At 72.4% G+C, this 22,908-nt stretch carries 22 protein-coding genes and 1 pseudogene; 11 read left to right on the forward strand and 12 right to left on the reverse strand.

Annotation, left to right across the window (positions count from 1 at the left end; genetic code table 11):
- The first annotated feature begins 177 nt into the window (after positions 1–177).
- The 3 genes from ACFWBY_RS15595 (at position 178) to ACFWBY_RS15605 (ending at position 2,872) form a co-directional block, all read left to right on the forward strand.
- Entirely contained in the window at positions 178–1,092 is a 915-nt protein-coding gene (locus ACFWBY_RS15595) for a fumarylacetoacetate hydrolase family protein (RefSeq protein WP_385331501.1), read from the forward strand.
- A 135-nt stretch (positions 1,093–1,227) separates the two neighbouring features.
- Positions 1,228–1,935: an Asp/Glu racemase gene (locus tag ACFWBY_RS15600; protein ID WP_385331723.1), complete on the forward strand. Its 708-nt coding sequence runs from the start codon at positions 1,228–1,230 to the stop codon at positions 1,933–1,935.
- A 100-nt stretch (positions 1,936–2,035) separates the two neighbouring features.
- On the forward strand, positions 2,036–2,872 hold the full coding sequence (locus tag ACFWBY_RS15605) for a PaaX family transcriptional regulator C-terminal domain-containing protein (RefSeq protein WP_385331499.1): 837 nt from the start codon (positions 2,036–2,038) through the stop codon (positions 2,870–2,872).
- A gap of 18 nt (positions 2,873–2,890) precedes the next feature.
- Here ACFWBY_RS15605 and ACFWBY_RS15610 read toward each other — a convergent pair whose 3' ends face one another.
- Positions 2,891–3,253, reverse strand: coding sequence for a hypothetical protein (locus ACFWBY_RS15610; protein WP_385331496.1), 363 nt, complete (start codon positions 3,251–3,253; stop codon positions 2,891–2,893).
- A gap of 220 nt (positions 3,254–3,473) precedes the next feature.
- Between ACFWBY_RS15610 and ACFWBY_RS15615 the strand changes: the two genes are divergently transcribed.
- From ACFWBY_RS15615 to ACFWBY_RS15625, 3 genes and pseudogenes are all read left to right on the forward strand, one after another.
- Entirely contained in the window at positions 3,474–4,841 is a 1,368-nt protein-coding gene (locus ACFWBY_RS15615) for a GH1 family beta-glucosidase (RefSeq protein WP_385331493.1), read from the forward strand.
- Entirely contained in the window at positions 4,838–6,085 is a 1,248-nt protein-coding gene (locus ACFWBY_RS15620) for an MFS transporter (protein ID WP_385331491.1), read from the forward strand. The genes ACFWBY_RS15615 and ACFWBY_RS15620 overlap by 4 nt, the downstream gene beginning before the upstream one ends.
- Positions 6,086–6,496: 411 nt before the next feature.
- Positions 6,497–7,165: pseudogene (locus ACFWBY_RS15625) on the forward strand (VanW family protein); the annotation flags it as partial.
- Positions 7,166–7,373: 208 nt separating this feature from the next.
- Here ACFWBY_RS15625 and ACFWBY_RS15630 read toward each other — a convergent pair.
- Genes ACFWBY_RS15630 through ACFWBY_RS15640 form a run of 3 tightly spaced genes read right to left on the reverse strand, consistent with a single transcriptional unit; the run spans position 7,374 to position 9,000 of the window.
- Positions 7,374–8,345, reverse strand: coding sequence for an NAD(P)-dependent alcohol dehydrogenase (locus ACFWBY_RS15630; RefSeq protein ID WP_385331488.1), 972 nt, complete (start codon positions 8,343–8,345; stop codon positions 7,374–7,376).
- Positions 8,342–8,515, reverse strand: a complete 174-nt coding sequence (locus tag ACFWBY_RS15635; RefSeq protein WP_385331720.1) for a helix-turn-helix transcriptional regulator — start codon at positions 8,513–8,515, stop codon at positions 8,342–8,344. The genes ACFWBY_RS15630 and ACFWBY_RS15635 overlap by 4 nt, the downstream gene beginning before the upstream one ends.
- Positions 8,516–8,568: 53 nt before the next feature.
- Positions 8,569–9,000 (reverse strand): hypothetical protein, encoded by a 432-nt coding sequence (locus tag ACFWBY_RS15640; RefSeq protein ID WP_385331485.1) that lies wholly within the window; start codon positions 8,998–9,000, stop codon positions 8,569–8,571.
- Positions 9,001–9,129: 129 nt separating this feature from the next.
- Here ACFWBY_RS15640 and ACFWBY_RS15645 point away from each other — a divergent pair, with 129 nt between their 5' ends.
- From ACFWBY_RS15645 to ACFWBY_RS15665, 5 genes are all read left to right on the forward strand, one after another.
- A complete protein-coding gene (locus ACFWBY_RS15645; RefSeq protein WP_385331482.1) occupies positions 9,130–10,233 on the forward strand; it encodes a polyprenyl synthetase family protein in 1,104 nt (367 codons plus the stop codon).
- A gap of 113 nt (positions 10,234–10,346) precedes the next feature.
- Complete coding sequence (locus ACFWBY_RS15650) at positions 10,347–10,991, forward strand: hypothetical protein (protein WP_385331479.1); 645 nt, start codon at positions 10,347–10,349, stop codon at positions 10,989–10,991.
- A 110-nt stretch (positions 10,992–11,101) separates the two neighbouring features.
- The gene (locus ACFWBY_RS15655) at positions 11,102–11,344 is read left to right on the forward strand and encodes a ferredoxin (protein ID WP_385331717.1); all 243 of its coding nucleotides are present in this window, start codon (positions 11,102–11,104) and stop codon (positions 11,342–11,344) included.
- Positions 11,337–12,728 carry an NAD(P)/FAD-dependent oxidoreductase gene (locus ACFWBY_RS15660; RefSeq protein WP_385331476.1) on the forward strand — a complete coding sequence of 464 codons (1,392 nt, stop codon included), beginning with the start codon at positions 11,337–11,339 and terminating at the stop codon, positions 12,726–12,728. The genes ACFWBY_RS15655 and ACFWBY_RS15660 overlap by 8 nt, the downstream gene beginning before the upstream one ends.
- A 25-nt stretch (positions 12,729–12,753) precedes the next feature.
- Positions 12,754–13,995 carry a cytochrome P450 gene (locus ACFWBY_RS15665; protein ID WP_385331473.1) on the forward strand — a complete coding sequence of 414 codons (1,242 nt, stop codon included), beginning with the start codon at positions 12,754–12,756 and terminating at the stop codon, positions 13,993–13,995.
- Between the two features lie 7 nt (positions 13,996–14,002).
- On the opposite strand, the gene ACFWBY_RS15670 is transcribed toward ACFWBY_RS15665, so the two are convergent.
- The 8 genes from ACFWBY_RS15670 to ACFWBY_RS15705 all read right to left on the reverse strand — a co-directional run bounded on the left by ACFWBY_RS15670 (position 14,003) and on the right by ACFWBY_RS15705 (position 22,847).
- Positions 14,003–14,254, reverse strand: coding sequence for an EF-hand domain-containing protein (locus ACFWBY_RS15670; RefSeq protein WP_385331469.1), 252 nt, complete (start codon positions 14,252–14,254; stop codon positions 14,003–14,005).
- A 142-nt stretch (positions 14,255–14,396) separates the two neighbouring features.
- A complete protein-coding gene (locus ACFWBY_RS15675; RefSeq protein ID WP_385331466.1) occupies positions 14,397–15,686 on the reverse strand; it encodes an MFS transporter in 1,290 nt (429 codons plus the stop codon).
- Between the two features lie 568 nt (positions 15,687–16,254).
- The gene (locus ACFWBY_RS15680) at positions 16,255–17,361 is read right to left on the reverse strand and encodes a mechanosensitive ion channel family protein (protein ID WP_385331463.1); all 1,107 of its coding nucleotides are present in this window, start codon (positions 17,359–17,361) and stop codon (positions 16,255–16,257) included.
- Between the two features lie 247 nt (positions 17,362–17,608).
- The gene (locus ACFWBY_RS15685; RefSeq protein WP_385409666.1) at positions 17,609–18,421 is read right to left on the reverse strand and encodes an amino acid ABC transporter ATP-binding protein; all 813 of its coding nucleotides are present in this window, start codon (positions 18,419–18,421) and stop codon (positions 17,609–17,611) included.
- Positions 18,422–18,449: 28 nt separating this feature from the next.
- Positions 18,450–19,280 carry an amino acid ABC transporter permease gene (locus tag ACFWBY_RS15690; protein ID WP_385331458.1) on the reverse strand — a complete coding sequence of 277 codons (831 nt, stop codon included), beginning with the start codon at positions 19,278–19,280 and terminating at the stop codon, positions 18,450–18,452.
- Positions 19,247–20,095, reverse strand: a complete 849-nt coding sequence (locus ACFWBY_RS15695; RefSeq protein ID WP_385331455.1) for an ABC transporter substrate-binding protein — start codon at positions 20,093–20,095, stop codon at positions 19,247–19,249. The genes ACFWBY_RS15690 and ACFWBY_RS15695 overlap by 34 nt, the downstream gene beginning before the upstream one ends.
- 182 nt (positions 20,096–20,277) lie before the next feature.
- Entirely contained in the window at positions 20,278–21,552 is a 1,275-nt protein-coding gene (locus ACFWBY_RS15700) for an MFS transporter (RefSeq protein ID WP_385331452.1), read from the reverse strand.
- Positions 21,553–21,563: 11 nt separating this feature from the next.
- Positions 21,564–22,847: an alkaline phosphatase family protein gene (locus ACFWBY_RS15705; RefSeq protein ID WP_385331449.1), complete on the reverse strand. Its 1,284-nt coding sequence runs from the start codon at positions 22,845–22,847 to the stop codon at positions 21,564–21,566.
- Between the last annotated feature and the right edge of the window lie 61 nt (positions 22,848–22,908).

Consider the following 22,908-nt stretch of genomic DNA (forward strand, 5'->3'; position numbering starts at 1 on the left):
TTTTTTTTTTTTTTTTTTTTACCGTGGGTGGGGGGGGGGGGGGCCCCCCCCCCGGGGGGGGGGGGCGGGGGGGGGGGGGGGGGGGGGGGGGGGGGGGGGGGGGGGGGGGCCCCCCCCCCCCCCCCCCCGCCGCCCCCCCCGCCCCCTTCCTCAGCCACTTTCCTCTAGGAGCCACCGATGCGACTGGTGACCTACACGCCCACTGGAACGACCGACACCGCCGACCGCCTGGGCGCCCAGGTGGACGGCCTGGTGTACGACCTCGCGGCCCTCGCCCGGCACGCGGGCGCCGAGCTGCCCGGCGACCTGCTCTCGTTCATCCGGGCCGGCGCCGCCGCCCGCGAGATCGCCTCCCTCCTGCTGGAGGGCGGTTCCGCCGCCCGGCCCGCCGGGGCCGTCCACCGGCTGGAGGACATCACCCTGCGCGCCCCGCTGCGCCCGGGCAAGATCGTCGGGGTGGGGCTGAACTACGTGGAGCACGTCGAGGAGTCCAGCCGGAGCCTGGACACCGACAAGGACCTGCCCCCGCGCCCGGTGCTCTTCAGCAAGCCCGCCACCGCCGTCACCGGACCCGGGGCGCCGATCCTGCACAACGCCGACCTCACGACGCAGCTGGACTGGGAGTGCGAGCTCGCCGTCGTCATCGGGGCCACCGCCTTCCGGGTGACCGAGGAGGAGGCGTACGGCCACATCTTCGGCTACAGCATCGTCAACGACATCAGCGCCCGCGACCAGCGCCGCTCGGGCCAGTGGTTCTTCTCCAAGGGCCAGGACTCCTACGCCCCCTTCGGCCCCGCCGTCGTCACCGCCGACGAGGTGCCGGACCCGATGGCACTCGACCTCGAACTGCGCGTGAACGGCGTCACCAAGCAGAAGTCCAACACCCGCCACATGCTGTTCTCCATCGCCCGGCTCATCGCCGACATCAGCTCCGGCGTGACCCTGGAGCCCGGAGACGTCATCGCGACCGGCTCCCCCTCGGGCGTCGGTGCCGGCATGGTCCCGTCCGAGTTCCTCGTGCCCGGTGACACCGTCGAGGCCAGCGTCGAAGTCATCGGCACCCTCGCCAATCCCGTCGTCGACGCCCGCTGAACCCGGCCGGCCCCGCCGGCCCCCGCCCCCTGCCCCCTGCCCCCTGCCCCCACCGCCTTCGCAGACAACCCAGGAGTACCCGTGTCGTCCCGTACCTACCGCATCGGGCAGATCGTCCCGAGCTCCAACGTCACCATGGAGACCGAGGTCCCCGCGATCCTGCGCGCCCGCATGGACATCGCGCCCGACGAGCGCTTCACCTTTCACTCCAGTCGCATGCGCATGACCCACGTGACCCCGGAGCAGCTCAGGGCCATGGACGCCGACTCCGACCGCTGCGCCGTGGAACTCTCCGACGCGCGGGTCGACGTACTCGGCTACGCCTGCCTGGTGGCCATCATGAGCATGGGCCTCGGCTACCACCGCACGTCCGAGGAGCGCCTGCACACGCGCACCGCGGAGAACGGGGCCCCCGCCCCCGTGGTCACCAGCGCCGGAGCCCTCGTCCACGGGCTGCACACCATGGGCGCCAAGAAGGTGGCCCTGCTGGCCCCGTACATGCGCCCGCTCACCCGGACGGTCGTCGACTACCTCACCCACGAGGGCATCGAAGTCCTCGACTACCAGGCCCTGGAGATCGCGAACAACCTCGACGTCGCCGCCCACGACCCGGCGAGGCTCCCCGGCCTGGCCCGCGCCCTGGACTACGCCGACGCGGACGCGGTCGTCCTGTCGGCCTGCGTGCAGATGCCCTCGCTCGGCGCCATCGAGGAGGCCGAACAGCTGCTCGGCAAGCCGGTCGTGTCCGCGGCCGTCTGCACCGCCCACCAGATGCTGCGCGCCCTCGACCTCCCCGCCGTGGCGCCGGGAGCCGGACACCTCCTTTCGGGGGCGTACGCGTAGGCCCCGCTCGCCCGGGGGCGCCTGCCGGGGACCGACCGCGGGCGGCCCGGCCGCGCAGCCGCTCGGTAGGATCACCACCGCACACCACGGGAAGGTGATCATGTCCGACAGCCCCCTCAGGCCCAGCTCGTTGATCAGTACGGTCTACGGGGCCTTCGTGCGCGGCAGCGGCGGCTGGATCTCCGTCGCCGACCTGATCACGCTCATGTCGGAGCTCGGCGTGGAGAGCCAGGCGGTGCGCTCCGCCATCTCGCGGCTCAAGAAGAAGGGCGTCCTCGAACCGGAACGCCGCGGAGCCACCGGCTACCGGCTCAGCCCGGCCGTCCACCCCGTCTTCGACGCGGGTGACCGCCGCATCTTCGCCAGTCTCGAACCGGCCGACCTGGCGGACGGCTGGGCCATGGCGGTCTTCTCCGTACCGGAGTCCGAGCGCTCCCACCGCTACCAGCTGCGCACCAGACTGACCTGGCTCGGCTTCGGCAACATCGCCCCCGGCGTGTGGCTGGCGCCGGGCCGGCTCCTGGAGGACGCCCGGGACATGCTCGTGCGGCTCGGCCTCAGCGAGTACGTCCACCTGTTCGCCGCGGCCGACTACGCCGCGTTCAGCGAGCTGCCCGAGGCGGTGAGCTCGTGGTGGGACTTTCCCGCGATCCAGGCCCAGTACGCCACCTTCACCGGCGCGTACGCCCCGGTCGCCGCGCGGCTCGCCCGGCAGGACGGCATCGACGCCGCCGAGGCGTTCCGCCACTACGTGCCCATGCTCACCGAGTGGCGCCGGCTGCCCTACCTCGACCCAGGGCTCCCGGCCGAACTGCTTCCCGCGGACTGGAACGCCGTGGGCGCCCGGCAGGTCTTCCAGCAACTGCACGAGGTGCTCGCGGGGCCGGGCCTGCGGCACGTACGGGACGTGACGGGTCGAGGCGGGGGCAGCCAGTAGCCCCCGCGCCGTAGGGGGTCAGGACGATTCGCGGATCACCAGTTCGTTCGGCATGTCCACCGGGTCCCCGGGCCCGCCCTCGATCAGACCCAGGAGCAGCCGCTTCGTGATCGGCTCTCCGACGGGCGGCAGCCCGGCCGGCCTCTCGCTGTGTTCGGGGACGGCCTCTTCCATCCACGGCGCATTCTTCAACGCCTGGGACGACACCGCCCCGGGGCAGCGCGTGAAGGTCTGCGCCGTACAGAGCGCCAAGTGCGATTCCGTCGACACCTTCTGACCCGGCGGCAGGCGTGGGCCCTGCTCGCGGCGCTCCTCGTCACCGGCTGCGCCGCGGCCGACTGCGGGGCCGCCGCGGGCTGCGGCCTCCAACGCCACGGACATCGCCCGGATCCAGTTGATGATCCCGATGGAGGAGCGGGCCCGGCTGCTGACGGACCTGGCGGCCCCGCGGGCCGGGGATCCGGGATAGAAGTTGAGGATTGTTCACTTTCCATTGACAGGGCGGGCCCGGGGACCCGAAAGTGCCGGGAGCAGCACGCCCGACAGCGCCTCCCCGCACCCTCGTTGGGGATCGGCGCTCCCCCGACCGAAGCGAGTCCGCATGACAGAGCCCGTACCCCAGTTCCCGGCCAGCTTCCTCTGGGGAGTCTCCGCCTCCGCCTTCCAGATCGAGGGCTCGCCCACGGCCGACGGCCGGGGCCCCTCCTCCTGGGACGCCTTCACCCGGGAGCCGGGGCGCGTCAAGGACGGCTCGCACGCGGAGGTGGCCACCGACCACTACCGCCGCTACCGCGAGGACGTGGCGCTGATGGGCGGGCTCGGCGTCGACGCCTACCGGTTCTCGGTCTCCTGGTCCCGCGTCCTGCCCGAGGGCCACGGCACCGTCAACCGGGCGGGGCTGGACTTCTACGACCGGCTCGTCGACGAGCTGTGCGCCGCGATGATCGCCCCCGTGCCCACCCTCTTCCACTGGGACACCCCGCTCGCCCTGGAGGAGCGGGGCGGCTGGCTGGAACGCGACACCGCCGAGCGGTTCGCGGCGTACGCCTCGGTGGTCGCCGAGCGCCTCGCCGACCGCGTGCCCATGTGGATCACCATCAACGAGCCCGCCGAGGTCACCCTCCTCGGCTACGGCCTCGGCGAGCACGCCCCGGGCAAGCAGCTCGTCTTCGACGCCCTGCCCGCAGCCCACCACCAGCTCCTGGCACACGGGCTGGGCGTGCAGGCCCTGCGCGCCGCGGGCGCCCGCCGGATCGGCATTGCCGCCTCGCACAGCCCCGTCTGGGCCGCGAGCGAGAGCGAGGAGGACCGCGCAGCCGCCGAGTTGTACGACACGCTCACCAACCGCCTCTTCGCCGACCCGATCCTGACCGGCGCCTACCCGGACGGACTGGAATCCCTCCTGCCCGGGCCGGTGGCCGACGACCTCAAGACGATCTCGGCCCCGCTGGACTGGTACGGGGTCAACTACTACAACCCGATGCTCGTCGGCGCCCCGACCCCGGCCGGCCCCTCCGCCTTCGGCGGGATCGACATCCCCTCCGGACTCCCCTTCGACATCGGACAGCTCGAGGGGTACGACCGCACCGACTTCGACTGGCCGGTGGTCCCGGACGGACTGCGCGAGCTGATCGCCACCCTGCGCGCGCGTTACGGCGACCGGCTGCCGCCCCTGTACATCACGGAGAACGGCTGCTCGTACGGCGACGGGCCGGACCCGGGGACGGGCCGGATCGAGGACGCGCGCCGGATCGCCTACCACGAGGGCCACCTGCGCGCACTGCACCGGGCGATGGCCGAGGGGGCCGACGTCCGCGGCTACTTCATCTGGTCGATCCTCGACAACTTCGAGTGGGCGGAGGGCTACCGGCAGCGGTTCGGGCTCGTCCACGTGGACTACGAGACGCTGGCGCGGACGCCCAAGGAGTCGTACGCCTGGTACCGCGACCTGATCAAGAGCGGCAGATGACCGCGGAGCCGAAGGCCGTGGAAGCCGCCGGGTCCGGCGCCCCGCCCGGCGGCCGGTGGGTGAGCGCGCTGTCCCTCGCCAACCTCGGGATCTGGGTCGGCTGGTTCGGACCGCTGCAACTGCTCCTGGCACGCCAGGCCGAGCACCTCACCCCGGACCACAAGGCGTCCACCCTCGCCGTGGTGACGGGGTTGGGCGCGGCCGTGTCCATGGTCGCGAACCCCGTCTTCGGAGCACTGTCCGACCGTACGACCGCGCGCGCGGGCCGCCGTATCCCCTGGGTGGTCGCCGGGGTGGCGGGCGGGGCCGCCGGCCTGACGGTCCTGTCCCTGGCGCAGAGCGTCACCGCCGTGATCGCAAGCTGGTGCCTGGTACAGCTCGCCCTCAATGCGGCCTTCGCCGCGCTCACCGCGGCCGTCCCCGACCAGGTCCCGCACCGGCAGCGGGGCCTGGTCGGCGGCTGGCTCGGGGTCTCCCAGGTCGTCGGCATCCTGGTCGGCACGGCGCTGGCCACGGTCGCGGGCGGGATCAGCGCCGGCTATCTCGCCTGCGCGGCCTTCTCGGTGCTCGCGGCGGTGCCGTACGTACTGATGCGGCGCGACTCGGTGCTCGCCCCCGCCGACCGGCCGGCCTTCCGGTGGCGGACCTTCGTCGCCGGCTTCTGGATCGACCCGCGCCGCCATCCCGACTTCGGCTGGGCCTGGCTGACCCGGTTCCTGATGAACCTCTCCTACTCGATCAGCACGATGTACCTGCTCTACTACCTCACCGACGCCGTGCGCTACGAGGGCGACGCGGACACCGGCGTACTGGTCCTCACGGCGCTCAACGCCCTCACGCTGCTCTCCACGGTGGTGATCAGCGGCATCCGGTCGGACCGCAGCGGCCGCCGCAAGTCCTACGTCATCCGGTCCGGGCTGGTCATCGCGGCGGCCACCGTACTGCTCGCCGTCTGGCAGACCTGGACCGGCGCCGTCGTCGCCTCGCTGATCCTCGGCCTCGGCTTCGGCGTGTACACGGCGGTGGACTTCGCCCTGCTCACGGACGTCCTGCCGACGGCGCAGGACCGGGGCAGGGACCTCGGCGTCATCAACATCGCCAACGCGATGCCGCAGGTGCTGGCCCCGGTGATCGCGGCGCCGGTCGTGGGCCACCTCGGCGGGTACACCGCCCTGTACGGGCTCGCGGGCGGACTGGCCCTCGCGGGGTCGCTGCTGGTCCGGCGGATCCGCTCGGTTCCGTGAGCACCGCGTGACCAGATGGATACGCTCCGAAGTGCTCGCGGTCGGCCCTCTCGTGAGAACCGGCACATTCCTGACCCTTTTGGTCGCATTTGGTCCACGCTTGTCTCTGGCTTCCGGCGCATTCCGCCTTTCGGACGTGCGTCGGAGCCCGGACCGGATTCCAGAGCGACAGGGAGAGACATGCGACGCGCACACGGCCGTACGGCCACCACGCGGACCGCCCTGATATCGGTGGCCGCAGCAGCCGCACTCGGCCTCAGCGGACTCTCCACCGGTTCCGCGGCGGCGGCGGAACCGCCGGCCGACCGGCCGGCCGGCGCCGAGGCCCCCGCCGCGCCCGCCCCCGCGCCCCCCGCTTCGCACACCGCCCCTCGGGCCGCTCCGGCGGCTCCCGCCCCTCCGGCCGCCGGGCAGCAGCTCCTCTCCACCTTCACCGTGGCCTTCCCGGCAGCGCCCTACCGCACCCACAACATCGCCCGCGCCGTGGAGCTCATCGACGGCGCCGTGGTCACCCCGGGGGAGGTCTGGAGCTTCAACCAGGCCGTGGGCGAGCGGACCAAGGAGAACGGCTTCGTCGACGGCATCATGATCAACGACGGCCGGTACGTGAAGTCGCCCGGCGGCGGCGTCTCGGCGGTCGCGACGACCATGTTCAACGCCATGTTCTTCGCGGGCCTCAAGCCCGTGGAGTACGGGGCCCACTCCTTCTACATCGAGCGGTACCCCGAAGGCCGCGAGGCCACCGTCGCCTGGGGCACCCTCGACCTGCGCTGGCAGAACGACTCCGGCCACCCCGTCACCGTCAGGGCCTCGTCCACCGGCACCTCGGTGACCGTCACCCTGCGCGGGACGAAGAAGTACGACGAGGTCCGCGCGACCAAGGGTCCGCGCACCCACGTCACGCCGCCGGGCAAGGTCACGGTCGCCGGCCCCACCTGCGAGGCGCAGACCCCGCTGGAAGGCTTCGACGTCTCCGTCGACCGCGTCTTCGTCCAGCGCGGCCAGGAAGTCGGCCGCGAGACGTTCCGGACGCACTACACCCCGCGCGACGAAGTCACCTGCGTCCCCGAATCCCCGACCGCCACGCCCGGCGCGACCGCACCGGCCGCTCCCGGCCCGTCGGCGACGCCCGGGCCGTCGGCCACGCCCGGCACATCGGCCACGCCCGGCACGCCGCCCGCGGCCGCCGCACCCGGCACCGAGGGAGCCCCCGCGAGCCCGGCCGCACCCTCGGCCGCACCCCTCCCGCACCTCGGCTGAAGCCCGGGGCCGGGGCCGGGCCTCGGACTCAGGGGGTGATCAGGATCTTCCCGCGCGCCTCGCCGCGGTGGAGCTGGTCGATGGCCGCGGGGGCGTCGGCGAGCCGGCAGGTGCGCTGGACGGCCGGGGACAGGGTGCCCTCCTCGACGTGCCGCTTGAGGACTTCGAGGTCGGCCTGGCGCTCGGCGGAGATGAAGCCCTTGAGGCCGTGGCGCACGAAGGGGTTCAGCAGGGCGGCCCGCAGGGTTCGGTCGACGCCGCCCAGCCAGCGGCCGCCGCCCTCGCCTCCGATGAGGACGAGCGTTCCGCGCGGTGTCAGGGCGCGCCGGAGGTGGGACAGGGTGCGGTTGCCTGCGGTGTCGAGGACGAGGTCGTAGTGGTGGACGCCGTCGGCGAACTCCTCGCGCGTGTAGTCGACGACCTCGTCCGCGCCGAGCGACCGCACCAGCTCCGTCTTCGTGGTGCTGCACACCCCGGTGACGTGCGCGCCGTACGCCTTGGCCAGTTGCACGGCGAAGGTGCCGACCCCGCCCGCGGCGCCGATGACCAGCACCCGCTGTCCGGGCCGCACGCGTCCCGCGTCGCGGAGCGCTTGGAGCGCGGTGAGGCCCGACATGGGGAGCGCGGCCGCCTCCTCCAGGGGGAGGCCGGCGGGCTTGTGCGCGAGCTTGTCCTGCCGGGCGCTCGCGTACTCGGCGAAGGAGCCCTCGCAGATGCCGAAGACCTCGTCCCCCGGGCGGAACGCGCTCACGCCCTCGCCGACCGACTCCACGACCCCGGCGACCTCCCGGCCGCGTACGGGGACCTTGGGTGCGCGCAGTCCGAAGCCCATGAGTCGCAGCAGGTAGGGCCGGCCGCTCATCAGGTGCCAGACGCCGGCGTCGACGGCGGCGGCCCGGACGGCTATGAGCACCTCGCCCCTGCCCGGCTTCGGCGTCTCGACGTCCCTCAACTCCAGTACGTCACTGGAGCCGTACGTGTCCTGCACGATCGCCTTCACGGCGCCGTCCCTTCCTCGTCCGCGTACTGGAATACCTGTTCGAGCGACACCGTGAACACGCGGGCGATCCTGAAGGCCGTCTCGAGCGAGGGCGAGTAGCGGCCCTTCTCGATGGCGATGACGGTCTGCCGGGTCACGCCGACGCGCTCCGCCAGCTCCGCCTGGGTCATCTCCGCGTGCTCGAAGCGCAGGGTCCTGATCCGGTTCGTGATGCCGGTCGGCTTCACCACGACTGGAACCCCCAGCGGTAGGCGGCGAGTTTCACGACGGAGCCGAGCACCGCCGAGAGGACGAAGCCGAGATAGATCGCGTTGGAGATCCAGAAACGGTCCGCTCCGGCCATCGCGAGGATCAGCGCGGCCACGGCTCCGATGACGAGGAAGGACTGCCCGGCGTGCTCGCCGAGGCGGCCGATCTCCTTGTCGCGCTGGTCCTTGACGTCGGCCTCGCCGGGAGAGGCCGCCGCCGCCGCGATGTTGAGGAGGACCGCGGCCACGACGGCTCCGCCGACCGTCCAGAGCAGCGGCGCGACGTACGGGACCTCCACGAGGGGGACGCCGTCACCGGCCCGGCCCAGCACGAGGGCCAGATAGACCGCGTACCCGGCGACCGCGACCACCCCCATGATCCACGCGCGCTTCTCTTCGAAGGCCACTCTCACTCCTATGTAAAAAAACTTTGACATGACGAATGTAAAAGGATCCATACCTCGTGTCAATGATTTCTTACATCGATCCACCGACGGTGACACCTGCCGCCACGCCGCGGCCCGATACTGATCTTCATGAACGACACGGCCACCGCCGCACTGACCCTGGAACGGATATCCGGACACCGCAGCCGGTTCGACGCCCGCCTCCAGATGTACTTCGACACCCTCGGGAAACGGCTGGACACCCCGACCCACAGCCGCTTCGCGCCGCGCGCCCTGGAGCTGCTGAGGGAGCTGTCGACGCGCGGCGGCAAGCGCCTGCGGGTCGTACTGCTCCACGAGGCGGCCCGGCTGGTCACCACCGACGAGCCTCCGGGCCTGGCCGAAGCGGGGCTCAGCCTCGAACTACTGCAGACCCACGGGCTCGTCCACGACGACATCATCGACGACGCACCCCTGCGGCGCGGCGGACCGTCGACCTACTACGCCTACCGCCAGGACCTGCCCGGCGACCTCCCGGCCGCGCTCGGCCTCGCCGTGCTCGCGGGCGACCTCGCCGCGTTCCTGTCGATGCAGGTGCTGCTCGAAGCCGACGTGCCCGCGGAGCTGCGCCTGGCCCTGCTGGCCGTCCAGACGCGGACGGCGGCCGAGACGGTGGTCGGACAGGTAGCGGACCTGGAACGGGACACCCTCGCGGATCCCGGCGGGGAGTTCCTGCACGAGGTCACCGACTTCAAGAGCGCGCGGTACTCCGTCCTGGCTCCGCTGACCATGGGATTGCTGGCCGCGGGCGAGGACCCCGCACCGCACCGCGAACGGCTGCACCGCTACGCCCGCCTGGTGGGGATCGGCGAGCAGATGCGCGACGACTACCTGGACCTCTTCCACGAGGCCGGCCAGGTCGGCAAGTCGACCGGGGCCGACATCCGCTCCGGGCGGCGCACCTACGCCGTCAACGCCGTCCTGGCCCGCGCGGGCGCGGCCGACGCGGCCCTGGTGGAGGCCGCGCTCGGCGACCGTGCCTGCCCGGACTCCACGATCGCCCGGATCCAGCGGATCGCGCGCGACGCCGGCGCGGACCGGTGGCTGCGCTCCGAGATCCGCCGGTACGCCGAGGCGGCGGCCGCCGAGGCCGCCTCCTGGGCCCCGTACTGGCGGCCGGATGCCGTGGACTTCTTCCGGAGCCTGCCGCTGTGGCACATCGACCAGTTGGACCGCACGGACGGGACGGGCTGAGCCCCGCGACGGCCTGAGCCCCGCCGGCCCGGGGCCTCGCCGCGCCGGGCCCGGCGTCACCCGGGCGCGCGGCTCCGCTGGCACCCATGCCGGGCCCCCGGCTTGCTGGACCAATGACACAAGGAGCACCGGGCACCGCCCCGGGACAGAGCCTGAGCACACCCCGGGCGGCGGGGCTGGCGGGGATCGTCTTCGCCGGCCTCATGGCGGCGGCGATCGTGCTCGCCCGGATCGCCCTGCCGGAAGGCGGCGGCGCGGCCCGGGTCGAGGTCAGCCCGGGCCAGCGGGACGCGGTGACCACCGCCCTCGAACTCGTCCCGTTCGCCGGCATCGCCTTCCTCTGGTTCATGGGCGCGCTGCGGGAGCACGCCGGGGAGGCCGAGGACCGGTTCGTCTCCACCGTCTTCCTGGGCAGCGGCCTGGTCTTCGTCGCCAGCCTCTTCGGCGCCGCGGCGGCCGCCGGGACCGTGCTGGACGCCGACCAGCCCCAGGAGTTCGGCCGCCAGTTCGCGTACTCGCTGCTCACGACGTACGGGATGCGGATGGCCGCCGTGTTCGTCTTCGCGACCTCGACCATCGGCCGCAAGCTCGGGGTCTTCCCGCGCCCGCTGACCCTGGCCGGGTACCTCGTCGGGCTCGTGCTGCTCGTCGCCGGCTCCTCCGTGCCGTGGTCCGAGCTGGTCTTCCCGGCCTGGGCCCTGGTCGTGAGCCTGTACATCCTGCGGTCGGCGCGGGGCCGCCCCCGCCCGGCCCCCTGACGGCACCCGACCGGACGTCATCCCAATGGCGGCGCCCGACGGGCCCGGCGGCGCCACCGTGAGCACGCTGGTCCGGGAAGCCTAGGGGGCCAGGAAAGGACCGCACCTTGCTGAGGCTCGTCGTCGATCTCAACCGGTGCCAGGGATACGCGCAGTGCGCCTTCCTGGCCCCCGACGTCTTCGCGATGCACGGGGACGAGGGACTGCTGTACGACCCGCAGGCCGAGGCGGCCCAGCGCGAACGCGTGGCCCAGGCCGTCGCCGCATGTCCGGTCCAGGCGATCCTCGTGGACGAGATGGACCTGACCGCCGCCGGCTCCGCCACCGCCACCGGGGAGGCGTCCGATGCCTGACACCGCCCTGGACCAGCTCAAGCGGTCCGGCAGGATCGTGGTCGTCGGCGCCTCGCTGGCCGGACTGCGCGCCGCCGAGACCATGCGGGAGAAGGGCTTCACCGGCTCCCTGACCCTGATCGGCGACGAACCGTATGAGCCGTACGACCGCCCTCCGCTGTCCAAGCAGGTACTGCTCGGCCGGGCCGAGGCCGAGCGCACCGCGCTCCCCCGGCGCCGTGCCATCGACGCCGAGTGGCGCCTGGGCGTAGCGGCGAGCGGCCTCGACATGGCGGCCCGGAAGGTCGTTCTGGCCGACGGCGACGAGGTGCCCTACGACCGGCTGTTGATCGCCACCGGGGTGCGGGCCCGGCCCTGGCCCGACCAGGCCGAGGGCGAGCTGGAGAACGTCTTCACGCTGCGTACCCGCGACGACGGGGCGGCCCTGGCCCGGCGGCTGGCGGCCGGACCGCGCCGGGTCCTGGTCATCGGCGCCGGTTTCACGGGCTCCGAGATCGCGTCGGCCTGCCGCGAACGCGGCCTGGAGGTCACCGTCGCCGAACGCGGCGACGCCCCGCTGGTCGGGGCGCTGGGCGGGGTGATCGGGGCCGTCGCCGCCGAACTCCACCGGGAGCACGGCGTCGACCTGCGAACCGGGATCATGGTCACCGGCCTGGAGGGCGACTCCTCGGGACGGGTCCGGGCCGCGCACCTGTCCGACGGCACCACCCTGGAGTGCGACGTGGTGGTCGTCTCGCTCGGCGCGCAGCGCAACACGGAGTGGTTGACCGGTTCCGGACTCGGCGCGGGCCCGCGCGGCATCGCGTGCGACGCCGGCTGCCGGGCCTTCGACATCCGCGGGATCGTCACCGACGACATCTACGTGGCGGGGGACGTGGCCCGCTCCCCGCACGCGCTGTTCGGCTACCAGTTCCTGTCCCTGGAGCACTGGGGCAACGCCGTGGCGCAGGCCGAGACCGCCGCCCACAACATGCTCAGCGAGAGCACGCAGCGCCGCCCGCACCTGTGGGTGCCGGCGTTCTGGTCCTCCCAGTTCGGCGTGAACATCAAGTCCGTCGGCGTGCCGTCCATGGGCACGGAAATCATGATCACCCAGGGTTCGCGCGCCGAGCGGCGTTTCACCGGGGTCTACGGCTACCAGGGCCGGGTCATCGGGGCCGTCACCTTCGACAACGCGCGCTGGCTCCAGTTCTACGAGCGGCAGATCGAGACCACCGCGCCCTTCCCGCCCCCGTTCACCACGGTCGACCGCCGCGCCGACGGGCAGCGGCCGATCCCCGCGGACTTCCCCGACCCGTCCGTGCCCACGCACGGCCCGACCATCACTCTCAGCGGGTACTCGCCGGCCGACCGCCGGATCACCTTCACCCCCGCCGGGCACTGACCCGCACGCCCCCGGAGGACCCGCCATGACCCACGGCATCCTGAGCCAGATCCTGGACTACGCCAACCGCGCGAACCCGTACCCGCTGTACGAGGAGCTGCGCCGGACCCCGGTCTTCCACGACGGGACCGGCCCGTACGTCATCAGCACCTACTACGACATCCAGAGCCTGCTGCACGATCCGCGGCTGAGCTCCGACTCCCGCAACCTGGCCGCGACGGCCGGGGACCCGCTGGCCGGGGGCGGGGAGGAGGAGGCGACGGCGCTGCCGCCGAGCTTCCTGAAGCTGGACCCGCCGGAACACGACCGGCTGCGCAGGATGACCAACCGGCCCTTCGGCCCGCCGCACTCCCCGCGCCGCGTCGACGGGATGCGGGACGGTCTGCGCGGCATCGTCACCGGCCTCATCGACAATCTCGGGGACACCGAGCGGATCGACCTGGTCGACCAGTTCGCCTACCCGTTCCCGGTGACGATGATCTGTCAGCTGCTGGGCGTGCCCCACGAGGACGAGGCGCGCTTCCACGTCTGGGCCGACACCCTCGCCGCGAGCCTGGACCCCGATCCCGACTCCGATCCCGCGGAGCGGCTGCGGAGCACCCACGACGCCCGGATGGAGCTGGGCATGTACCTGGCCGGGCTCATCGAGGAGCGGCGCGGGAACCCCGGCGACGACATGCTCTCCCAACTGGCCGTGGGGCGCGGACCGGACGGGTCCATGTCCACGATGGAGTTGCTCAGTACGGCGGCGCTGCTGCTCATCGCCGGCCACGAGACCACGGTCAACCTGATCACCAACGGGATGCTGACCCTGCTGCGCAACCCGGACGTACTGGGGCAGTTGCGTCAGGATCCGGGTCTGGCGGTACCCCTGGTGGAGGAGCTGCTGCGGTTCGAACCGCCGGTGCAGCTGCTGCCGCAGCGCACCCCGCTCGTGGACATCGAGGTCCGCGGGACCATCATTCCCAAGGGGTCCTCGATGTGGCTCGTCCTGGCCTCCGGCAACCGGGACCCCGACCGCTTCCGGGATCCGGACCGTTTCGACCCGCACCGCAAGGACATCCAGCACCTGGGCCTGGGCAGCGGCATCCACAGCTGCTTCGGCGCTCCGCTGGCCCGGCTGGAGGCCCAGCTCGCGCTGAGCGAGCTGGCCCGGCGCCTGGAGAACCCCCGCCTCCTGGAGGATCCGCCGCCCTACCGCCAGAACGCGGTCCTGCGCGGGCCCCGGCACCTGCGGATCACCTGCGACGGGATCCGCCCCGCCTGAGCCGCGGCTACCAGCCGAAGCGGCGGTCGACCTCGCGCTCGAACTCCTGGAAGGACAGGACGTCGTCGCCGTCGAGGTTGGCCCGGTCGAAGAGCGCCGAGGAGGCGTCCGCGTCGCCCAGGCCCCAGTAGGGCAGGTCGCCGGCTGCGGCGAGGGCGGGACCCTTCGCCCGCAGGGCCGAGATCACCTCGTCGCGCGTCAGGACGCCGTCGTTGTTGAGATCGAGTGCGTCGAAGAGCTTGCGGGCCTTCTCGCTCATGACGTGGTCCTTTCCGCAGGAGGGAACCGCAGGCGGAGGTCCGCCGGACCGACAGCCTATGACCTGCCGTCCTGCCGCCCGCCGCCGGTCTCCAGCGCCCCGGAGGCGGGCGGGCCGCCGCGTGCGCCCCGCCGCCCCCGGGTCATCCCGCGCTCGCGCGGGTCTTGCGTTCTCCCTGGTCCGGACGGTCCGCGCGGTCCTGCTCCGGCGGGCTGTTCCCGTCGGAGCGGTCCGTGCGGTACGCCGCGGCCACGAGGATCAGTACGCCGGTCACGGCCAGCGAGGCCAGGCCGCCGCCCCAGAGCACGACCCGCACGCCCCAGTGCTCGGCCAGCCAGCCGCAGAGCAGGGCGCCGACCGGGGTGGAGCCCTGGAAGATGAGGAAGTACAGCGCCATCACCCGGCCGCGGTACTGCGGGTCGCTGCCCAACTGGATCCGGTGGTTGGCGGCCTGCGCGAAGTAGGCGGCCGCAAATCCGGTGGCGGCCAGCAGCGCCAGGGCCGCGGCGTAGCCGGTCACCAGGCCCGCGGCCGTCTCCACGGCGGCGAAGGCGACGGCCGCGCCGAGGACGAGCCGCTGCGAGGGCCTGCCGCTGCGGGCGGCGGTCACGAAGGCCGCGGCCAGCGAGCCGGCCGCCAGTGCGGTGGTCAGGATCCCGAAGGAGGCCGACCCGGTGTGGAACACCGTCTTGGCCAGCAGGGGCAGGACCAGCTGGAAGTTGAATCCCAGGAGGCCCACGCAGGCGACGAGGACCAGCGGGAGGATGAGGTCGGGGCGGCCGGAGAGGTAGCGCAGCCCGTCGGACACCTTGGCGTCGTGCGGCCGGACGTCGGGCCGCGTCAGCTCGGCCGGGCGCATGAACAGCAGGGCGGCGACCGTGGCCACGTAGCTGACCGCGTTGAGCAGCACGACGGACACCACCCCGAACCCGCTGATCGCCACGCCCGCGATCGCCGGCCCCGCGATGCGGGCGACGTTGAAGTACGCGGCGCTCATGGCGGAGGCGTTGGGCAGCAGCTCGGGACCGACCATCTCGCTCACGAAGGACATCCGCGCCGGGGTCTCGACGGCGTTGACCGTGCCGAGGGCGAGGGCGAAGGCGTAGACGTGCCAGAGCCGCTCGGCGCCGGAGAGCAGCAGGAGGCCCAGCAGCAGGGCGAGGGTGCCCGCCGCGATGTTGGCCAGGACCAGCAGGTGGCGCTTGTCGTACCGGTCGGCGAGCCGTCCCGCGTAGAGGCTGCACAGCAGGATCGGGGCGAACTGCAGCGCGGTCACCAGGCCGAGCGTCTGCGCCGAGTCGCCGGACATCGACAGGACCAGCCAGTCCTGGGCGACGAACATCATCGAGCCGCAGGTGACGGAGAGCACCTGCCCGAGAGTGAAGTAGCGGAAATTGCGGACGGACAGGGACCGGAAGGAATGTCTCACCATGAGACCTTCTCGCCTACGGCAGTCGAACACCGCTCAAGGAGGCCACGGCGCGCGGTGCGGGCCCCGTGAGCCCGGTGGCCGTGCAGCCAGGCCGCCTTCTCGTACAGGTCGTCCTCGGTTGCGACCTCCGCATCGCATTGCGGACCCGCGCGGACCCGCCCGCGGGATGGTAGAGCCGCGTGCCCATCTCCCTGGCCACCAGCTGGACGCGCGCGGTCCGCTCGCGCCGGGCGGCGTTGTACCGCGCCGGGCGCCGCGCCGCGCCACGTCGTCGCGGGTGGCGCCGGCGAGCGCGCCGCCCGGTACCACGGCGGCCTCCAGGGCCTGGGCGGCGTACTGGAGCATCGGGTGGGCGGCGTCCCCCATCAGGGCCAACTTTCCCGCGGCTCCCCCAGCTCACGCTGAACCCGGGCCGGATGGTGGCCACCATCCGGCCCGGAGCCCTCGTCGCCCGTACCCGGGCCTGCCCGAGCCCGCGCGGTCGGCGGGCCCGGACATGTGACGGACACCGGATCGGCCCGGCTCACGCCACGGCCCGCCATCGACCGCTGCCGACCGCTGCCGCCCCCTACCGCCCGTTGTCCGCCAGCGCCGGGGCCGTCGCCCCACGCTGGTGCGGGACCGGCAACGGCGGTGCGGGCCGCGGGTCGTCCTGCTGGAGCGCGACGGTCCGCGTGGGGGCGGGGATCGAGATGCCCTCTTCGCGGAACCGGCGGTGCAGCCGTTTGACGAACTCGTGCTTGATCCGGTACTGGTCGCTGAACTCGCCGACTCCCAGGATCACCGTGAAGTTGATCCTGGAGTCCGCGAACGTGTGGAAGCGGACGGCCCCTTCGTGGTCGGGGACCGCGCCGTTGATGTCGGCCATCACCCCGTCCACCACGTCGAGGGTCACCCGCTCGACGTGTTCCAGGTCGCTCTCGTAGCCCACGCCCACCTGCACGAGGATCGACAACTGCTGCTCGGGCTGCGTGAAGTTGGTCATGTTCGTGCGCGCGAGCCGCCCGTTGGGGATGATCACCAGGTTGTTCGACAGGTTGCGGACCACGGTGTTGCGCCAGTTGATGTCGACGACGTAGCCCTCCTCGCCGCTCGTGAGGCGGATGTAGTCACCGGGCTGCACCGTCTTCGAGGCGAGGATGTGCACGCCGGCGAAGAGGTTGGCGAGGGTGTCCTGCAGCGCCAGGGCGACCGCCAGACCGCCCACCCCGAGAGCGGTGAGCAGCGGTGCGATGGACACGCCCACGCTTTCGAGTGCGACGAGCATGCCCATCGCGAGCACCACGACCCGCGTGATGTTGACGAAGATGGTGGCCGATCCGGCCACGCCCGTCCGCGCCTGGGCCACGGACCGGACGAGTCCGGCGACGACGCGGGCCGCGCCGAACGTCGCCATGAGGATCAGCAGGGCCGTCAGCGACTGGTTCACCCAGCCGGAGACCCGCGTGCTGAGGGGCAGCGTCGAGGCGGCCACGGCGGCGCCCGCGATGACGGCCGCCCCCGGCGCGAAGGTGCGCAGCGCGTCGACGATGATGTCGTCGCCGCTCCAGCGCGTCCGGAGGGCGTGCTTGCCCAGCCACCGCACCAGGGCGCGCAGGAGCAGACCGGCGAGCGCGCCCGCGGCGAGGGCGATGCCGGCGACGAGCCAGTCGTGCAGGACGAGGTCCCGGTTCAACGGACGTCCTCCGCCCCTCGCCGGAGCGGGGAAGCGGCGGGGGGACCCGCCGGCCGCCGTATGAGGTGTGTCGTCACCTTGTCACCTGTCAGTTCGTCGTGAGGGAAGCCGCGTTCGGACATGCACGCGCATGCGGAACGGGCTGCCATCCTGCCCCATCGGCGGGGCGGCGCCGCGGGGCGGGCCCGGGTCTCGCGCCCGGTGTCCCACGTCGCGGGGCCGGGGCCGCGCCGGGGACCGACGGGATTCAGGCGTCCTCGCCCTGCCCCGGGTCCTCGCCCGCGGGGCCGGGTGCCTCGGCCGCCGCCGGGTCCAGGATGCGGTTGAGGAAGCTCCTGGTCCGCTCGTGCCGGGGGGCCCCGACCACCTGCGCCGCCGGCCCCTGCTCGACGACCACTCCGCCGTCCATGAAGACGACCCGGTCCGCGACCTCGCGGGCGAAGCTCATCTCGTGGGTGACGACCATCATCGTCATGCCCTCGCTCGCCAGCATCCGCATCACCGCCAGTACCTCGCCGACGAGTTCGGGGTCGAGCGCCGAGGTCGGCTCGTCGAAGAGCATCACCTCCGGGCCCATCGACAGCGCCCTGGCGATCGCCACCCGCTGCTGCTGCCCGCCGGACAGCTGGGCGGGGAAGGCCCCGGCCTTGTCGGAGAGACCGACTCGGGCGAGGTTCTCGCGGGCCACGGCCGCGGCCCGGGCCTTGTCCCTGCCCAGGACCCGGCGCTGGGGCAGGGTGAGGTTCCCGGTGACGTCGAGGTGCGGGAAGAGGTTGAACTGCTGGAAGACCATGCCGATGCGGCGGCGTACGGCGTCGATGTCCACGTCCAGGTCGGTGACTTCCGTCCCGCCGACGAAGACGCGACCCTCGCTGGGTTCCTCCAGCAGGTTCACACAGCGCAGCAGCGTCGATTTGCCCGAGCCGGACGGCCCGATGACGCACACCACCTCGCCCCGCGCGATCTCCAGGTCGATGCCGCGCAGGACGTGGTTGTCGCCGAAGGACTTGTGCAGGGCGCGGATCTCGATCTCCGGGCCGTCCTTGGCCGTCGTGTCCACCGCTTGCGTCTCCTGTGGCATCTCGTCCTCACGTGGCCTTGGCCGCGCGGGTCTCCAGGCGGCGCACCACGAAGCTCAGCGGCACGGTCACCAGGAGGTAGCACAGTCCCGCGACCAGGATCGGGGTGGAGTTGGCGGTCTGGCTGGCGAGGTCCCTCCCGAACTTCGTCAGCTCCCGCTCCTGCAGCGTCACGCCGAGGAACAGGACGAGCGAGGAGTCCTTGAACAGCAGGACCAGTTCGTTGGTCAGCGGCGGGATGACGATGCGGAAGGCTTGGGGAATGACGATCGAGACCATGGCGCGGGCGTGCGAGAAGCCCAGCGAGCGGGCCGCCTCCAGTTGGCCTTTGGGGACCGCCTGGATGCCGGCCCGAATCGTTTCCGCCATGTAGGCGGCGGCGACCAGGCCGAGTCCGAGGGCCACCTTGCCGTACGTGCCGCCGGGGATCTCCGTACCGGGGAAGGCCAGGGGCACCGCCACGCCGACGAAGATGAAGATCAGCAGGGCCGGGAGTCCGCGGAACAGTTCGATGTAGACCCCGGCGACCCACCGGTAGGGGGCCACCGAGGACAGCCGCATCATGGCGACGACCAGGCCGAGGACCAGGCCGAGGAGGAACCCGGACAGCGTGTAGATCACCGTGTTGCGCAGGGCCGTGGTGATGATCTCCGGAAAGAGCTGCTGCGCGAGGTCCTTCTGGGCGAACTGGTTCTGCAGCCGGGCCCAGTCGGCGTTCACGCCGACCAGCACCAGCACGGTGGCGAAGAGCGCGTACTGCGCGCCCTGCGACACGCGGCGGCGCTGGCGGCGGGTCAGCCTCGAGGTCACGGCGCGGCCTGGGGCAGCGGGCCGATCCACTGCTCGTAGAGCTTCTTGTAGGTGCCGTCGGCCTTGGCGTCCGTGATCGCCTTGTCGATCGCCGCCACGAGGGCGGTGTTGCCCTTCTTCACCGAGAAGCCGTACTGCTCGCCCGTTTCGATGTTCTGCGCGAGGGTGAACTCGGCCGCGTTCTTGGGGTCCTTGAGCCAGCCCTGGACGACCGGATAGTCGATGACGACGCCGTCGACCTGTCCGGTGCGCAGTCCGTTGAGCACCGCGTCCGAGCTCTCGAAGGCGACCGGGTCGAACCCCTGGCCCTTGGCGTAGCTCTCACCGGTGGTCTCGGCCTGCGCGCCCAGCTTCTTCGACTTCGCCTTGAGGTCGGCGAGGGAGGTGACGCCGCTCTTCTTGGTGACGAGCAGTGCCTGGGTCGCGTCGAAGTAGGGGACGGAGAAGTCGACGTTCTTCTTGCGCTCGTCGGTGATCGTCATGCCGGCCGCCGCGAGGTCGCACTCGCCGGAGTTCAGGAAGGCACCGGTCTTGAAGTTCTCGAAGGGCGTGTCGAGGATCTTCTGCTCGACCTCGAGCCGGCTCGCCACCAGGTCGACCAGGGCCACGTCGAAACCGACGACCTTTCCGTCCTTCTCGAACTGGAACGGCGGGTACGGCAGGTGGGTGCAGGTCGTCAGTTTGCCCTTCTCGACGACTGGTACTCCGCCGGCCGCCTCGCCCGGGCCGTCGTCGCCCGAGGAACATCCCGCGACGAGGAACGCGCCCGCCGCGGCGGCTGCTGCCGCGACGCGGATACGGAGGCTGTTGCGGCGAGTGCGGTTACCTCTGGCCGTCCGGGACACGGTTGACCTCCACGAGTGCGGGGCGAGCGGCGATCACGGGACGGGACCGTCCGCCGAGATCGTAAGCCACGGGCGGCGCCCGCTGAGGGATCTTCGGCGATGCGTTCCGGGCACCCCCGCGGACCCGCTCGGATCCGGCCATGATCGTGAAACGCGGGTCGGTGTACCGCTCCCGCCCACCGTTACCGGGCACCGTCCTCCCGGCCGCGGCCGTCCCCGGCCCGGCCCGTGCGCCGGCGGCCGCCGAGCACTGCGGTCGCGGTCAGGGCCAGCAGGAGCCCACCGGCCGCCGCTCCCAGCGCCGGGCCCGGGCCCCAGAGCGTCCAGGCCGCCCCGAACAGCAGGGATCCCGCGAACCGTGCCAGGGCCTGCGCCGTCTGCAGCACCGCGAGGCCGGTGGTGCGCAGTCCGGCGGGCAGCAGCGGCCCGGCGGCGGCCATCAGCACCCCGTCGGTGGCCGCGTAGAACAGTCCGAGCAGCCCGAGTACCCCGAGGGCGAGCAGCGGCCCGGCCGGCACCGGCGCCAGGAGCAGCACGCAGGCGCCGAGCAGCAGCAGGTGCCCGCCGAGGAAGACCCGGTGGCGCCCCAGCCGGTCGGCGAGCCGGCCCACGGGCAGCGCGGCCAGCAGGAACACGGCCGCCGTGGCGACGGGCAGCAGGGGGAAGTAGGCGACGGGCAGGTCGAGGCGCCGCTGGAGCAGGAGGTAGAGGAAGGCGTCCGTGACGGTGAACAGCCCGAGGGCGGCGGCGGTCAGGCACAGCCGCCGCAGGCCGGGGATCCGCAGGAGGTCGCGGGCCGGGGGCGCCCCGGCGGCCGGCGCCGGTGCGGGGCTCTCGCGTACGAACAGGGCCAGCACCACGACCCCCAGCACCGCGACGCAGCAGCTCACGGTGAAGACGGCTTCGTACCCGTCCACCGCCACCCACAGCACGCCGAACGCAGCCAGTGGCCCCAGCAGCGCCCCGGCCGTGTCCAGCGCGCGGTGCACGCCGAAGGCCCGGCCCTGCTCCCCCGGCGCGCAGGACAGCGAGATCAGCGCGTCGCGCGGGGCGGTGCGCAGTCCCTTGCCGGTCCGGTCGGCGGCGAGCACCACCGCCACCGACCAGGGGGCGGTGGCCACCAGGAGGGCCGCCTTGCACGCGGCGGAGATCGCGTAGCCGGTGCCGGCGACGAGCTTGCGGCGGTGGGTGCGGTCCGAGACCCGTCCGCCCACGAGGCGCAGCAGCGCGGTGGCGCCCTGGTTCAGCCCGTCCAGGGCGCCGAAGGCGAGCGGGGACATCCCGAGTCCGGCCACCAGGTACAGCGGCAGGACGGCGGTGACCATCTCCGCGGAGACATCCGTGACCAGGCTGACCAGGCCGAGCGCGAGCACCGTGCCGGGGACGGCCCGCAGGGGGCCCTTCGGAGCCGCAGGGTCCGCGGCGATGTCCGCCGCTCGGCTGGTCGACAGGTACACGGATGCCTCTTTCAGAACCAGTTGACGGTGAGGGGGAAGGTGGCGGCGGCGGTGGCTCCGGCGGAGTCGGTGGCGGTGGCGGTGATCTGGAGGGTGCCGATCGCCCACGGCTTGCCGGTGACGCGGCCGGTGGCGGCGTCCAGGGCCAGGCCCCAGGGGAGTCCGGTGGCGGAGTAGCGGACCGGGGGCCTTCCTCCGGTGGTGGTGAGCTGGACGGTGCAGCTCTGATTGAACTTGCACGTTTGCGACCCGGGGTTGGCCAGTTTCAGATCACCGTCGGTCGGGGTCGCGGTGGGTGTCGGGGTGGGGGTGGGAGTCGGGGTGGGGGTGGGAGTCGGGGTGGACGTGGGAGTCGGGGTCGGCGTGGGTTCGGTGGAGCCGCCGAACACCTCGCTGATCGGCTGGACGTTGGCCGCGTTCCCCGCGTGCCCCGTGCCGAAGAGGTCCTCGAAGGTGCGCAGCAGGTGGTGGTGGTTGAAGGCGGTGGCGTACTTGCCCGTCTTGACGTTCGCCCCGTAGAAGACCGTGGCGATCTGGTTGGAGCCGAGGTAGTTGTCCTCGTCCCATGTCAGGACCAGCAGGCTGTTGTTGGCCTTCGCCCACTGCGCGTAGGCGTCGATGTTGTTCTTCGTCCAGGTGTCGCCCGTGGCGACCGGGCAGGAGTGCATGTCGTTGCACTGGTTGGGCACCACGAAGGACAGGTTCGGCAGCGCCGCGAAATTGCCCTGCGGGAACTGCGACCAGGTCTTCCCGGTGTTCAGCGGCACGTTCTTGAAGGCGAACCAGGGGTTGTGCTTCTGCGCGTACTGGCCGTTCGTGCAGGCCGTGGACCCCTCGCCCGGCAGGTCCTCGTTGTACGTCGCGAAGGTCTTGCCGGCCGCGATCAGCTCCTGGCCGAGGTTGGGCGCGGTCATCGACTGCGGGGTGTAGCAGCCGTCCCCGGTAATGCCCTGGGTGGCGCCGGAGAAGAGGTTGAAGTAGTTCGGCTGGCTGGGGTGGGTCAGTGCCTTCATGCCGGTCAGGCTCGCGCCGCCGTTGGCGAGCTGGTTGACGTACGGCGCGTTGGCGCTGCCGATGATCTCGCCGTACTGCTTGTTCTCGTACACGACGACGACCACGTGGTCGTAGGCCGGCAGTGCGGCAGTGTGCGCGAGGGCGGCGGAACCGCCTTCGGCGGCCTGAGAGTTGGCGATGGTGAAGGCGCCCAGCAGGCCGAGCGCGCCGAGTCCGGCGACGAGCGCGGACCGGCGGGTCCGCGCTCTCGCGCCCGCCGTCGTTGACGGATGGATGGGCATGGGTGGTTCCTCCTCGTGATGGGGTGGCCAAGGTCGTACGGGGTGGGGGGCGTGCGGTGGC

Origin of the sequence: Streptomyces sp. NPDC060049, assembly GCF_042736715.1 — a bacterium.
In the GTDB taxonomy this organism is placed as follows: Bacteria; Actinomycetota; Actinomycetes; order Streptomycetales; family Streptomycetaceae; genus Streptomyces.

Excerpts from the sequence above, each read along its gene's own strand:
- ACFWBY_RS15620 (WP_385331491.1), top strand. The coding sequence starts at position 4,838 with ATGACCGCGGAGCCGAAGGCCGTGGAAGCCGCCGGGTCCGGCGCCCCG.
- ACFWBY_RS15610 (WP_385331496.1), bottom strand. The coding sequence starts at position 3,253 with ATGTCCGTGGCGTTGGAGGCCGCAGCCCGCGGCGGCCCCGCAGTCGGC.
- ACFWBY_RS15670 (WP_385331469.1), bottom strand. The coding sequence starts at position 14,254 with ATGAGCGAGAAGGCCCGCAAGCTCTTCGACGCACTCGATCTCAACAAC.
- ACFWBY_RS15600 (WP_385331723.1), top strand. The coding sequence starts at position 1,228 with ATGGAGACCGAGGTCCCCGCGATCCTGCGCGCCCGCATGGACATCGCG.
- ACFWBY_RS15635 (WP_385331720.1), bottom strand. The coding sequence starts at position 8,515 with ATGACCCAGGCGGAGCTGGCGGAGCGCGTCGGCGTGACCCGGCAGACC.
- ACFWBY_RS15675 (WP_385331466.1), bottom strand. The coding sequence starts at position 15,686 with ATGGTGAGACATTCCTTCCGGTCCCTGTCCGTCCGCAATTTCCGCTAC.
- ACFWBY_RS15645 (WP_385331482.1), top strand. The coding sequence starts at position 9,130 with ATGAACGACACGGCCACCGCCGCACTGACCCTGGAACGGATATCCGGA.
- ACFWBY_RS15595 (WP_385331501.1), top strand. The coding sequence starts at position 178 with ATGCGACTGGTGACCTACACGCCCACTGGAACGACCGACACCGCCGAC.
- ACFWBY_RS15615 (WP_385331493.1), top strand. The coding sequence starts at position 3,474 with ATGACAGAGCCCGTACCCCAGTTCCCGGCCAGCTTCCTCTGGGGAGTC.
- ACFWBY_RS15705 (WP_385331449.1), bottom strand. The coding sequence starts at position 22,847 with ATGCCCATCCATCCGTCAACGACGGCGGGCGCGAGAGCGCGGACCCGC.
- ACFWBY_RS15665 (WP_385331473.1), top strand. The coding sequence starts at position 12,754 with ATGACCCACGGCATCCTGAGCCAGATCCTGGACTACGCCAACCGCGCG.
- ACFWBY_RS15660 (WP_385331476.1), top strand. The coding sequence starts at position 11,337 with ATGCCTGACACCGCCCTGGACCAGCTCAAGCGGTCCGGCAGGATCGTG.
- ACFWBY_RS15605 (WP_385331499.1), top strand. The coding sequence starts at position 2,036 with ATGTCCGACAGCCCCCTCAGGCCCAGCTCGTTGATCAGTACGGTCTAC.
- ACFWBY_RS15650 (WP_385331479.1), top strand. The coding sequence starts at position 10,347 with ATGACACAAGGAGCACCGGGCACCGCCCCGGGACAGAGCCTGAGCACA.